This window comes from Anaeromusa sp., from assembly GCF_028691475.1.
Lineage (GTDB): Bacteria > Bacillota > Negativicutes > Anaeromusales > Anaeromusaceae > Anaeromusa.
Genome location: NZ_JAQUZF010000016.1, coordinates 22,188 through 34,711, shown reverse-complemented (window position 1 = coordinate 34,711; position 12,524 = coordinate 22,188). Strand labels below are relative to the sequence as shown.

The 12,524-nt window shown below is 49.7% G+C and carries 10 protein-coding genes and 1 tRNA gene; 9 read left to right on the top strand and 2 right to left on the bottom strand.

Annotated features, from left to right (window positions below; translation table 11 throughout):
• Together PHF27_RS04105 and PHF27_RS04100 are read left to right on the top strand one after the other, a co-directional pair.
• Positions 1-1,016: methyl-accepting chemotaxis protein (locus PHF27_RS04105; RefSeq protein WP_300066416.1), on the top strand; the 1,016-nt coding region annotated here is incomplete at its 5' end.
• Positions 1,017-1,210: 194 nt separating this feature from the next.
• Positions 1,211-1,894 carry a type 1 glutamine amidotransferase domain-containing protein gene (locus tag PHF27_RS04100; RefSeq protein WP_300066413.1) on the top strand — a complete coding sequence of 228 codons (684 nt, stop codon included), beginning with the start codon at positions 1,211-1,213 and terminating at the stop codon, positions 1,892-1,894.
• Between the two features lie 327 nt (positions 1,895-2,221).
• Here PHF27_RS04100 and PHF27_RS04095 read toward each other — a convergent pair whose 3' ends face one another.
• Both PHF27_RS04095 and PHF27_RS04090 read right to left on the bottom strand, forming a co-directional pair.
• A complete protein-coding gene (locus tag PHF27_RS04095) occupies positions 2,222-2,533 on the bottom strand; it encodes a hypothetical protein (protein ID WP_300066411.1) in 312 nt (103 codons plus the stop codon).
• A gap of 379 nt (positions 2,534-2,912) precedes the next feature.
• Positions 2,913-4,076 carry a sugar diacid recognition domain-containing protein gene (locus tag PHF27_RS04090; protein ID WP_300066408.1) on the bottom strand — a complete coding sequence of 388 codons (1,164 nt, stop codon included), beginning with the start codon at positions 4,074-4,076 and terminating at the stop codon, positions 2,913-2,915.
• A gap of 236 nt (positions 4,077-4,312) precedes the next feature.
• On the opposite strand from PHF27_RS04090, the gene PHF27_RS04085 reads away from it, so the two are divergent.
• The 7 genes from PHF27_RS04085 to PHF27_RS04055 all read left to right on the top strand — a co-directional run bounded on the left by PHF27_RS04085 (position 4,313) and on the right by PHF27_RS04055 (position 12,518).
• Entirely contained in the window at positions 4,313-5,461 is a 1,149-nt protein-coding gene (locus PHF27_RS04085; RefSeq protein WP_300066405.1) for a glycerate kinase, read from the top strand.
• Between the two features lie 174 nt (positions 5,462-5,635).
• Complete coding sequence (locus tag PHF27_RS04080) at positions 5,636-6,214, top strand: DsbA family protein (RefSeq protein ID WP_300066402.1); 579 nt, start codon at positions 5,636-5,638, stop codon at positions 6,212-6,214.
• A gap of 301 nt (positions 6,215-6,515) precedes the next feature.
• Positions 6,516-8,414: an ABC-F family ATP-binding cassette domain-containing protein gene (locus tag PHF27_RS04075; protein WP_300066400.1), complete on the top strand. Its 1,899-nt coding sequence runs from the start codon at positions 6,516-6,518 to the stop codon at positions 8,412-8,414.
• 69 nt (positions 8,415-8,483) lie between these two features.
• Positions 8,484-8,558, top strand: a tRNA-Val gene (locus PHF27_RS04070).
• Positions 8,559-8,710: 152 nt separating this feature from the next.
• Positions 8,711-10,792, top strand: a complete 2,082-nt coding sequence (locus PHF27_RS04065; protein ID WP_300066397.1) for a RecQ family ATP-dependent DNA helicase — start codon at positions 8,711-8,713, stop codon at positions 10,790-10,792.
• A complete protein-coding gene (locus PHF27_RS04060; RefSeq protein ID WP_300066422.1) occupies positions 10,785-12,104 on the top strand; it encodes a DNA-processing protein DprA in 1,320 nt (439 codons plus the stop codon). Before PHF27_RS04065 ends, PHF27_RS04060 begins: the two co-directional genes overlap by 8 nt.
• A 33-nt stretch (positions 12,105-12,137) precedes the next feature.
• A complete protein-coding gene (locus PHF27_RS04055) occupies positions 12,138-12,518 on the top strand; it encodes a DUF1232 domain-containing protein (protein WP_300066394.1) in 381 nt (126 codons plus the stop codon).
• Positions 12,519-12,524 lie beyond the last annotated feature (6 nt).

Below are 12,524 nucleotides of genomic sequence, written 5' to 3'. Positions count from 1 at the left end.
TGCAGCTTCAGTTTGAGGCTAGCGAACGCGCCGACGAAATTGGCATATTAAACAACAGCTTTTTGGCGATGGTTGCCAGTTTGCGGAAGCTGGTCGGAGAGACGGTTCGTTCGGCGGAAAAACTGGCTGGTTCTTCGCAGGAACTGACGGCTAGTTCTAGTCAGGCTGCGGACGCGTCGCAGCAAGTAGCGCAGGCCGCTGTAGAGATTACAGAAAGCGCCTCGCAGCAGGTTAGCTCTGTAGAAGAAACCGCTTTGGCAGTGGAACGTGTAGCACAGCGGCTGGAAAAGGCGGGGAAAGCGGCCGAAGCTGCTTCCGGCGCCGCCGAACAAACGGCTAATACCACGATGCAGGGGCAGAAAGGTCTGGCTGCGGCAGTAGAGAGCATAGACGCCATTGGCAGCGGCGCAGCGCAAGTGGGCAGTGCGATTCAAGAGCTGGACAGCAGCTCAAAGCGTATTTCAGAAATTGTAGATATGATTAAAACCATTGCCGGACAGACCAATCTTTTGGCGCTGAACGCCGCCATTGAGGCGGCGCGGGCGGGCGAACACGGGCGGGGCTTTGCGGTAGTGGCGGATGAAGTGCGCAAGCTGGCGGAGCAATCAGAGCACGCAGCGAAAGAAATCACGGAGTTAATTGCAGAAAACAATGGGAATATACGGCAAACCGTTGAAGTGATGGACGTGCAAAAATCGCGCGTCGGCGAAGGGGTGGCTCAAGTTCGCGAAGCAGGGCGGCAGTTTGCGGAAATTGCCTCCTTGGTGGAAGAATTATCGGCGCAGGTACGGGATATTTCCGAAGAGGTATCAGGGACTGTGGCGGAAAGCCGGCAAAGCGCTGCAGCCGTACGGAGGATCAAAGATCTTTCCCTGGCCGTGGCGGACGAAGCCAGCGGCGTTTCGGCGGCGACAGAAGAGCAAACCGCTTCCATGGAAGAAATTGCTGCCGCCAGCCAAACGCTGGCGCATTTGGCGCAAGATTTGCAGGAATCGGTAGGGAAATTTCGTATGTAGCTTCAGCAAGCCCTTGTTATAGTCCATACCCCTCATTCACGTCTTCTCCTTGTTCCGGCTGCTCTTGTTCAATTCTTGCTTTTGCTCTTTTCGGTTTCGCTAAAAAATGGCAGGAAAATGCATTTGCATAGGGAAATACACAGTAGGTGTGCTGCCATGAGATGGCAGCATAGCCGGCGAAAGGAGTGACAAGGATGAATCAAGGCGGAAAACTGCTCATGGTAGTAACGAGTGCCAAGGCAATGGGGGTTCATCGGACCGGACTGTGGCTGGAAGAGTTTGCGGCGCCGTACTTGCTCTTTCTTCAGGCCGGCTTTGAGGTTGTGGTTGCCAGTCCCTTAGGAGGAGAAGCGCCGATTGATCCGCGCAGCGTGGCTGTGGGGCAGCCGGCGGCTTGGCAAAAGGCAGCCGAGGTATTAAAGCAGACGCGAAAACTCAGCGAAGTGGAACGTGAAGTTTTTGATGCGATTATTTTGCCGGGCGGGCACGGACCCATGGTGGATTTGGCTAAGGATGAAGCCTTGGCGGCGCTTCTCCAGCGAGCGGATGTGGATGGCTGGGTGATTGGCGCTGTCTGTCATGGGCCTGCCGGTTTGGTGCGGGCGCAAAAAGAAGACGGCACTCCGTTAGTGGCGGGACGCCGCCTGACCGGCTTCACCAATGCGGAAGAGCGCATGGTGCAATTAGAGGAAGCGGTACCGTTTCTTCTGGAAAATCGCCTGAAAGAACTGGGCGCTCATTATGAGCACAGCAAACCCTGGGAAGCCTTTGTCGTGCGCGATGGCTCCTTGGTGACCGGGCAAAATCCACAGTCAAGCGAAGCCTTTGCTAAAGAAGTTATTGTGGCGGTAAAAGAAAATGCCTGTGTGGAATGCTAAAAGAAAAGCGGCCTTTTGCTTTATAGCAAAGGGCCGCTTTTTTTTACTATATAAGTTTCAGGGCTTATAGCAAGTTTTAGTGCTTTTGCATGAAACGGACGGCAGTCTTGTATTTGAGACAAGATTTGCGCGCGCCTCGAAAAAGGGGTCTACGTCGGCAGTTTCTTAACTCGCTACGCTCAAACAGGCGAAACTGTGATCCGCCTTAGCCTCCTTTTTCGTCCTACGGACCGTCTTGCTCCAATAAAAGTCTCAAATACAATGGCTGTCGTAGCCCTCATTCGGGCCCTCTGGTTCTCTGATCCTCTTGTTCAAGCCCCGTATTCCTTACGCATCTTCTTTTTCGCTCAGCACTTTCATGGCTGCAAAGCGTTCATCAGCGGATGCTCTAGAAGGCCAGGCTTCGGCAAAGGCTTGAGAATTTTTAAATTCTACATGCCAGCGAAAAGCGCCGGCTTCGCAATAGTAGGAGAAAATTACTTTTTCCTCTAATGATTCCGGGACTAGACCTTCCTCCGTAGTGAGAATGGCGTACTGGCCATTTTCCGCCGGCTCGTAGCAAAGGGTTGGACCGTCTTCCGTAAACTCGATGATTTCAAATCCTAAAGGCTGGTAAAAATCTTCAACTTGGTGGCTCATATAAATACCTCCTTTTTCGGGAAACCATTGATTGATTCGCAACTCACGCCAAAGCAAATCTTTTACCGTCAAACTTTGTCAAAAAGCCTCGCCATAGCACCACTATGGCTGCGTTTTTTTTCGCGTTTGACGAAAAAATCTTTCGCTCTGGCGCAAGCGCTCATTTACTCATTGGCATCCCACTCTATTATTCCGTATTTCTTTAAGAAAATTACCTCTCACTAACATCTTCGTCGTGCCCTTCCTCTACTCCTGTTAAAATTTCGCACCCCGTAACCCTCTTGCGTACCCTCCCGCGACTCCGATTTTCCTGTTCAATTTTCTTTTCTCTCTGGTTTTCCTCTGTTCCTCTGCTTCCTCTGTGTCCCGTTCTCCCATCTCATCTTTCCAGCAGCAGCCGGCAGAGCACGGCATGGTCGAAATGATGGCAAGGGTCTAGACCGGTGGAACTGCGCAACTTAGCTAGGCGAAAGAGCAGCGTATTGCGATGGATGAACAGCGCTTTCGCCGCTAGGGAGGTATTGAGATTTTGCTCCAGAAGGCAGCGCAAGGTTTCTTCCATATTGAATTTGCGTAGGCTGGCTTTACACAGCGTATCTTGCAGCTTCTGCAAAGGACGGCAATCGCGGCCGGGTGCGTAGCGCAGGGCATACGCCGCTAGCACAGGAAGCTCTTCGATGGAAGTGACCGGTTTATCCGGGCGGCAGTATTTTAGTGCAAATAGCGCTTCTCGGTAGGAGAAATGCAGCTGTGCAGTAGCGGCGTCGCTGCTGCCAAGACCGATAGGCAAAGGAGCGGTGTGAGGTGGCAGCAGTTGGCTTACCTGCTGACCCCATTGGAACAGGGCGTCCAATGAATCGGGCGCGGAGAGCTGTGTTTCTCTCAGAATAACTAAACGCTGCTCCAGAAAGACGACAAAATCACGGGGCCCAATGCAAGGCGAGGGCAAGAGCTGCTGCAGGATGTTCTCGCGCAGGCGGGTGAAGACCAGATCGTAGGGGCCAAAGGTAAGGGCTTGTAATACAAGAGGTTCTGTGTCGATAACGACAACCTGACGCACGAGAGATAAATCGTACTTGAGAAGCTTAGCGGACGCCTGCAGAGACGCAGCATCTTGCTCTGCTTTTTCCGAGAGCAGCAGGCTCGCGAAATGCTCATGTAATTGTGCTTGGGAGCGAAATTTCTCCATTAATACATCTCGCTCCAAAATTAATTCGGTGACGGCTTTGAGCAGCTTGGCTGTATCGCGGACTTCCTTGGGATGACCCGAAATACCTACAACGCCGATAACCTGGCCTTCCAAAAAAATAGGCATATTAACTCCAGGGAGTGCACCGGGAAAGAGATTGACGTCTTCTGGGTGAATTTCTACGGTTTGCTGTTGGGAGATGGCGTCAAAGGCGCCTTTATGAAAATCTCCGATCCGTTTAGGCTGGAAAGAAGCAATGATCGTTCCCGTGGCATCCATGACATTGACGTTTTGCCGCACCAAGGGCATGAGGGCGTTGACTACTTGCTGCGCCAGGCCGGGAGTGAGGAGCATGCTGCAACGCCTCCTTCTTTTATCCAGGCTATGATACTAGTATTTGGCGGTTTTGTCTAAAATCCTGCTGAAACAAAAAAGATATCGAGGAGATTTTTATAATTTTATGTGCAAAACTTCTAAAAAATCATTAAAAAATCGTGCAATCCAGACAATTGCCTTCGCCAAGGAACTTAGTATAAAATAAAATAAATAAATACTTTCGGAAAATTTAGCTGTTTTAAGGAGGAAAAACCATGCGTGTAATTATTGCACCGGATTCCTATAAAGGAAGCGTATCGGCTTTGGAGGTAGCCCGGGCTATGCAGCGGGGCGTACAAACCGTGTTTCCTCACGCAGAGATTCAGTTGGTGCCGATTGCCGACGGCGGCGAAGGTACAGTAGAAGCCATGGTAGCCTCCACAGGCGGTACGGTAGTGAAGAAATCTGTCCAAGGGCCGCTGGGGACGTCGGTGGAAGCCTACTACGGACTGTTGGGCGATAAAGTGACTGCGGTGATTGAAATGGCGGCCGCTTCCGGTTTGCCCTTGGTGCCCAAGGCGCAGCGAGATCCCCGGGGGACGACTACGTACGGGACCGGCGAACTGATCAAGGCGGCCTTGGACGCAGGCGCCAAGCGTTTGGTTATCGGTATTGGCGGCAGCGCTACCAATGACGGCGGCGCGGGCATGCTGCAAGCGCTCGGCGTTCGCTTTCTTGATGCGGCTGGCCAGGAATTGCCTCCAGGCGGAGCTGCCTTGGCGAAGTTGGCGAGCATTGATATGAGCGGCCTAGATGCCCGCTTGGCGCAGACCGATATTTTGGTGGCTTGCGATGTAGACAATCCTTTGTGCGGTCCTCGCGGCGCGTCGGCTGTCTATGGGCCGCAAAAAGGGGCTACGCCGGCAATCGTGCAGGAACTGGATGCGGCCTTGGTGCGTTACGCCCGGGTGGCTCAAGAAGTTACCGGCAAGGACGCAGCCGAGATAGCCGGCGCGGGCGCAGCGGGCGGTTTGGGCGCCGGATTCCTCTTCTTTACGGAAGGACGTTTGTGTCCTGGGGTGGACGTGGTGCTGGAGACCGCTAACTTTGAAGAGATGGTAAAGCAGGCGGATTTGGTACTGACCGGCGAGGGCTGTACGGATTATCAGACCGCTTATGGCAAGGCGCCTGTGGGAGTCTCGGCTTTGGCTAGAGCGTATGGCGTGCCCTGTATCTGTTTGTCCGGCGGTCTGGGCGAAGGCTGCAGCGCTGTGCGCGAAAAAGGCATTGACGCCTTGAGCAGTACCGCTCCTGGTCCCTTAAGCTTGGAAGAATGCATGGAGCGCGGCGCGGAACTGATTGAAGAGGCCGCGGAGCGTGTTTGTCGCCTTTTGGCGGTGGGGATGAATCTGAAAAATAGATAAATTGCCTAATGAAAGAGGAAACTTTGAACTGCTAGTATAAGAAGCAGGAAAGCGGCAGCTTTGCGGGGAAGCTCCCTGCAAAGCTGTCTTTCGTTCCTGCCCTCCGTTTACTCCCTACTCCTGTTAAAATCCCTTTGCTCTGGTTTTTCTCTGTGTTCTAAAAAGGAGGCTCCTATGCATCAACCGCTGCGAGTTGTTTTTGACTTTTCCTGTCCCTACTGCTATTTGCTTTGGGGTTATGTGCAGGAGCTGCGGCGAACGTCGCTAGTACCGGTGGAGTGGCTGCCTTGGGAGATAAATCCAGAGTTGGAGCCGGAGGGAAGAGCGTTACAGCCGGGGACGCCGGGCATATCTCAACCCGATCAATTAGGCGCGTCCCTGGGCTTGGTTCCTTCCGCCAGGACCGTGTTGGCCAATACGCACCAGGCGCTGGCGGCGCTGGAATTTGCCAAAGATCTTGGACAAGGCGATGCGTGGCTGGATGTAGTGTTTCCAGCTCATTTTGTCGGCGATCGAGATATCGGTCAATTGCCGGTGCTGCTGCAACTGGCGCAGGAGATCGGTTTAGATGCCCAAGCGTTGGAGACGGCGCTGCAGGCCGGGCGCTATAATCGGCGATTGCTGGATAACGAGGCGTATTGCCAGGAACATCAGATTGAATGGGTTCCTACCGTGCTCTGGGGCCAGGAAAAGCTGCTGGAAGGCGTTATTACCTTTAGCGTCTTTAAAGATACGTTAAAAACCTTGTTTTAGGGAAGTGCTGTTTCATGCGACGCCCCGTCTTGGCGAGTCTTTTTTGTTTTCTCTGCGTTGAATTTTAGACATAGCATCGGTTTTAGAAGAAGTCCTTCTGCCCTTTTGGGCAGCGGGACTTTGAGCTTTTATTCGACTGCATTAAGCGGAAGGAACCTCTTCATAAAACGGGCGGCAGCCCTCCCTCTACTCCCTCTACTCCTGTTAAAATTCTCGGTTCTTCGTTTCTTGCTCCATTGTGCTTTGGCAGCGCCTTTTGTACAATAGAATTTAGATTTAAAAGAAGACAGAGGAAAACATTATGCATATCCTTTCCATAGAAAATATGAGCAAGCAATACGGCGAGCGTACTCTTTTTGAGGACGTTACGTTTGGAATTGGCGATACCGATCGGTTAGGCCTTATCGGCGTTAACGGCACCGGCAAGACTACATTTTTAAAAGTGATCGCCGGTCTGGAACCGCCGGACGAGGGGCGCGTCAGTCGCGCCGGCGGCGTGCAGGTGGAATATCTGTCGCAGGACCCGGACTACGACCCGGAAGGCACGGTTCTGCAAGAAGTTTTTCGCGGCGCTTCTCCCATTCTGCAGGTGCTGCGAGATTATGAGGCGGCCCTGGGGGCCGCTGCCGCCCGGCCCGGTGATGAGGCGCTGCAGGCGCAGGTAGTGCGTTTGGGGCAGAAAATGGACGAGCAGAACGCCTGGCCCCTAGAAAGCGACGCCAAGACCATTCTAACCAAGCTGGGCATTGACGATTTCAGCGCCCAGATGAAAACATTGTCCGGCGGCCAGCGCAAGCGCGTGGCCTTGGCGGGAGCGCTCATCAATCCGGCGCAGCTTTTGATTTTGGACGAACCTACCAACCATATCGACCATGAAACCGTAGCTTGGCTGGAACAGACGCTGGCCCGCCGCAACGGGGCGCTGCTTGTCATCAGCCATGATCGGTACTTTTTAGATCGCGTTACTACCGGCATTTTAGAGCTAGACCGGGGCCGCCTTTTCCGTTACGAGGGGAATTACAGTCTCTTTTTGGAGCAAAAAGCGGCGCGGGAAGAGCGCGAAGAAGCCAGCGAACGCAAGCGCCAAAACCTGCTGCGTCAGGAACTGGCTTGGATGATGCGCGGCGCGAGGGCGCGCAGTACCAAGCAAAAGGCGCGTATTGAACGCTTTGAGACGCTGTCGGAGCAGCAATCCTTAGGCAAGGCGGCGGCCCTGGAAATGTCCGTAGGCTCCAGCCGTTTGGGTAAAACCGTCATCGAAGTGGAGCACCTGAGCCATGATTTTGGCGAGGGCTGCGTTTTGCAGGACTTTAGCTACATTGTCAAGCGGAATGACCGCATCGGCATTGTCGGCGCCAACGGCAGCGGCAAATCGACACTGCTGAACTTGATCGCCGGGCACCTAGAGCCGCAGGCGGGGAGCATCAAAGTGGGCCAGACTGTTAAAATCGGTTATTTCGCCCAGGAGAACATCGAAATGGACCCGCGTCTGCGGGTGATTGAATACATTCGCGAAGAGGCCAATTTTATTGCAACTTTGGACGGCGGCATGATCAGCGCCGCGCAGATGTTGGAGCGTTTCTTATTTCCGCCGCATCTCCAGGGCGTGTCCGTAGCCAAGCTGTCCGGCGGCGAACGCCGCCGCCTCTACTTGCTCCGGGTGCTGATGAGCGCCCCTAATGTGCTGCTTTTGGACGAGCCGACCAATGATTTGGATACGCTCACCTTGGCGGTGCTGGAAGATTACCTAGATACCTTCCCTGGAGCGGTGCTGACCGTCTCTCATGACCGCTACTTTCTTGATCGCGTGGCCGACCATATTTTCGCCTTTGAAGCAGGTGGTTCTATCGGGCGTTATCCCGGAGGCTATAGCGACTATCTCGACGCCAGAGCGCCGCAGGGCGAGCTGGAGAAAGCGTCCGGCCTAAAAGAAAGCGATAAGACCGACGAGCGCAATCAAAACCGCGCGCCCCGCATGGGCTTTAAGGAAAAACGCGAATTTGATGAAATTGAAGGCGTTATCGCCGCCGCCGAAGGAGAACTTCGCGCCGTCCGTTCTCAACTGGCCCAAGGAGGCAGTGATTTTTCGCTTTTGCAGGAGCTGCTGGAGCGAGAAAAACAGCTGCTGGCGAGGTCGGAGGAGCTTATGGAGCGTTGGGCCTACCTGAGCGAATTGGCGGAAGCCAGTGAGAGCCGCTAAATAGGCTGGCGAGTTTCGTCACTCTATCTGGACAAGCAAACATTGTTATGGTAAAATTAAAACCTGTTAGGGGCATTAGCTCAGTGGGAGAGCGCTTGATTCACATTCAAGAGGCCACTGGTTCGAAACCAGTATGCCCCACCATTTCTAACAAGCAAGACTCTCGAGAATTCGAGAGTCTTTTTTGTCATATACACCGCTTGAATGTGAATCAAGAGGTCACTGAGTTTTGTGCTTTTTCAATTCTTCCGTACTTGTGTGAGTTATATATGCTCAATATATGAGGAGGCTTGAAAATGAAACAGCATGCTACTGAATTATTGAAATGCATGTTCGGACCAGATTCAATTTTTCGAAATGGTCAGTTGGAAGCAATCATGGGGGCTGTGAACGGCAAAAGAGTTTTGGTAGTACAGAAAACAGGCTGGGGAAAGAGTATAGTTTATTTTATTGCGACAAAGATGCGGCGCGAAGAAGGTAGGGGAATTACATTGTTGATTAGCCCGCTGCTTGCGCTGATGCGGAATCAGATTGAAAGTGCAAATAAATTGGGTTTATATGCTAGAACTATTAACAGTTCCAATGCAGACGAGTGGGACGAGATAAAGCAAGAATTGTTTGAAGATCAATGTGATCTTTTGTTGCTGTCTCCAGAAAGGTTGGCAGATGAAGACTTTAAAAGCAAGATTCTCTCAAAGCTAAAGATTGGCATGTTTGTAGTGGATGAAGCGCATTGCATATCTGATTGGGGGCATGATTTTCGGCCAGACTACCAAAGAATTGTTAGTATTGTTGCTAACCTGCCTCCCAATGTGCCTGTGCTAGCGACAACAGCGACTGCCAATAATAGAGTAATACAAGATGTTCAAGAACAGCTGGGGGGACTGCAGGTACAGAGGGGGCCATTGCTGCGAGAGTCATTACACATTCAAGTTATTAAACTAGGAGGTCAAGAAGAACGGTTAGCATGGCTGGATGAAAATATTGAACGAATGCCGGGGACTGGGATTATTTACTGCTTAACTGTGGCTTCCTGTGAAAAAGTTGTAAAGTGGCTGAAAGATAGAGGACATAACGTGGAAGCATATCATTCGCAGTTGAAATCATCAGAGCAAGATTCGTCAGAGTTGCGCATTGAAAGAGAAAAGTGTTTGATGAAAAATAAAGTAAAGGCTCTAGTTGCAACAGTTGCGTTAGGCATGGGCTTTGATAAACCGGACGTAGGTTTTGTTGTGCATTACCAGCGGCCAGGAAATTTGATTGCATATTACCAGCAAATTGGACGTGCAGGAAGGAGTCTGAAAAATGCCTATGCAATCTTGCTTAGTGGCCGCGAAGATGATGAAATTCAAGAGTATTTTATTCAGTCAGCCTTTCCAACAGAAATAGAGATGACAGAAGTTTTGAATCATATTGAAGGCTCGGAATGTGGCTTGGGTTTATATGAAATTCTGAGTGCTGTTAACTTAAAACAAGGAAAAGTAAAGCAAATTCTGAAGTTTCTACTATTGCAAAATGCAATATTTAGAAATGAAAAAAGTAAATACATACGTACGGTGCGTTCTTGGAAGGCTAATAAAGAAAAAAGTAAGAAAATCACAGAGCGACGCTGGGATGAACTTGAAAAAATGAAAAAATTTGTAGATACAAACAGTTGCTACCTACGGTACGTTGCAGATGCGTTAGATGATCCCTATGCACAGGACTGTGGAAAGTGTGCTAACTGCCTGAAAAAAGATTTTTTTGACGGGCAAGTGCGACAGGATACTGTATTAGAGGCCGTAAAATTTTTAAAAGGCGATTATTTGCCAATAGAAGTGAGAAAAAGATGGCCCGCAGGATGGAAGTTTGAAAAAGGGAAGATTTCCGATACATTGCTAACGGAAGAAGGGCGAGTTTTATGCGCATATGGCGATGCTGGTTGGGGTAAATGCATTCGTGAAGACAAATATAATGTTGGAAGATTTAGGAATGAACTAGTAGAAGCTGCAGTTTCTTTGATTCGAAAGTGGAATATAGTTCGGAACTTAGAATGGATAGTTTGTGTCCCATCTTTGAGACATCCTCGGCTAGTCCCTGATTTTGCAGCAAGAGTTGCTGCGGAACTGAAACTACCCTTCCATCCTTGTATTTTAAAAACAAAGGAAACATCTCCGCAGAAAACAATGCAAAATACTTCTTTGCAAGCGAGTAATGTATATGATTGCTTTGCAATTAAGGGAAAATGTCCAAGCGGGGATGTGCTTTTAATTGATGATTTGGTTGACTCTCGATGGACATTTACTATATGTGGCAAGTTATTGAGAGAAAAAGGAAGCGGTGCTGTATATCCTTTTGCGTTGGCATCGACAGCTGGAGGAGATAAAGGTGATGGTTAAACAACTTAGTGAAGATAGTCTCGCAACGTTGCTTATATGCTCTGGCCTGACAAGTAATGGCTTAAGCGGAGTGAAGTCATACTCATTAACAGAGTGGAATAAGTTGGCGGCTCTTCTTGCCAATAGTGAAATTAAGACTCCTAAGGGATTATTTCATACGAACCCTGAAGACTGGAAGCGACAAATGAACTTAAGTGATACAGAAAGTGAGCGTCTGCAGGCATTGCTTGATTGTGGCGGGAATTTGGCAATGGAAATTGAACGACTTAGTTCTATGGGAATATGGATTACGACGCGAGCGGAAGAGACATATCCCACTCTTTTGAAGAGGCGGTTAAGTCACCGATGTCCGGCGTATTTGTTCTGCGCGGGAAATTCTGACTTGTTATATGAGAAAGGTATAGCTGTGATTGGCTCGCGGAATGTAGACCAGGAGGGTGTTTTCTTTACTGAAAAACTGGTACGACGAGTGGTAAAGGAAGGGTACGCGGTTGTTTCAGGAGGAGCAAAGGGTGTTGATAAGGTTGCGGAGCGAACAGCAATAGAGGCAAGGGGACGAGCAATTTCTATTGTTATAGATGGATTTGAGAAGAAAATTAGTCATAAGGAAGCAAGGCAAGCAATTTCTGGCAACCAATTGCTTGTGATCTCGCCTGTTCATCCGAAGATGTCTTTTAATGCAGGCAATGCGATGGGGAGAAATAAATATATTTATGCCTTGTCTAGATTTGCTGTAGCTATTTCTTCAGATTATAATAAAGGTGGAACTTGGGCGGGCGCTAAAGAAAACATAAATTCTCGTTGGGTTCCGCTATTTGTTCGTAAAGAAGAAAACATACCTCAAGGAAATAGAGAATTAATCAAATTAGGAGCCGTGCCTTTGGAAAAAGAAGTTCTTGAAAAATCAGAGGGCAGTCTAGTTGCGTGGATGGAATCTAAAGAACAGAGGTATTTTCCTCCTAAAGAAGAAAGCGTTTCCTTGTTTGGAACAGTTACCTTATCGTCAGTTCAAGAAAGCAAGAAAGAATTGAATTTAGATAAAATCGATGACAAAGATATAAATATAAATAATGAAAAGATGGAGGTAATAGGGGAAGAGAGGAAGGTTGGTTCGGCGTATGAGATTTTGAAGGAGAATTTATTAGAAGCTTTAACTCAGCCTCAGACTGTCGACGAGCTTAAGTTAAAATTCGATGTGCGAAAAGGACAAATGCTGGACTGGCTGGAATTGTTGCAGGAAGAAGGTCTTGTGGAAAAGAATTTGAGGCCAGTTCGTTTTATACGTAAAGAACAGTGCAAGTCGACAAGTTAATTTTGTGAGTTGCGACAGTGTAAAGGAGCTACAATGAACGAGCAAAATGATGAGCGCTATGGGCGCTACGAAGGTGAATACTCACAGCCCCGCTTTTTTGCAAAGCTGTTCAAACATGCCGGAAGCATCGGTACGTCTTTGCTTTATAAAGCGCTGCAGCTTTTCTATGTCGCACAGAAGCCGGAAGTTCCGCTGAAGGTGAAAGCGACGATTTATGGAGCGTTAGGATATTTTATTTTGCCTTTTGACGTTATCCCGGATATGATTTTTGGCGTAGGGTACGGGGATGACACGACGGCCTTGTTGGTAGCATTGGGGATTGCGCATATGTATATTGACGAAGAAGTTCGCGAACAGGCGAAACGGAAGTTGGAGGGCATTCTCGGAAAAAAACGGGTTGGATGCATAGACTAAGGGTCT

What these genes read in the sequence shown, in the direction of transcription:
- PHF27_RS04060 (WP_300066422.1), top strand. Translation starts at nt 10,785, where the DNA reads ATGGTTAAACAACTTAGTGAAGATAGTCTCGCAACGTTGCTTATATGC.
- PHF27_RS04085 (WP_300066405.1), top strand. Translation starts at nt 4,313, where the DNA reads ATGCGTGTAATTATTGCACCGGATTCCTATAAAGGAAGCGTATCGGCT.
- PHF27_RS04055 (WP_300066394.1), top strand. Translation starts at nt 12,138, where the DNA reads ATGAACGAGCAAAATGATGAGCGCTATGGGCGCTACGAAGGTGAATAC.
- PHF27_RS04065 (WP_300066397.1), top strand. Translation starts at nt 8,711, where the DNA reads ATGAAACAGCATGCTACTGAATTATTGAAATGCATGTTCGGACCAGAT.
- PHF27_RS04090 (WP_300066408.1), bottom strand. Translation starts at nt 4,076, where the DNA reads ATGCTCCTCACTCCCGGCCTGGCGCAGCAAGTAGTCAACGCCCTCATG.
- PHF27_RS04080 (WP_300066402.1), top strand. Translation starts at nt 5,636, where the DNA reads ATGCATCAACCGCTGCGAGTTGTTTTTGACTTTTCCTGTCCCTACTGC.
- PHF27_RS04095 (WP_300066411.1), bottom strand. Translation starts at nt 2,533, where the DNA reads ATGAGCCACCAAGTTGAAGATTTTTACCAGCCTTTAGGATTTGAAATC.
- PHF27_RS04100 (WP_300066413.1), top strand. Translation starts at nt 1,211, where the DNA reads ATGAATCAAGGCGGAAAACTGCTCATGGTAGTAACGAGTGCCAAGGCA.
- PHF27_RS04075 (WP_300066400.1), top strand. Translation starts at nt 6,516, where the DNA reads ATGCATATCCTTTCCATAGAAAATATGAGCAAGCAATACGGCGAGCGT.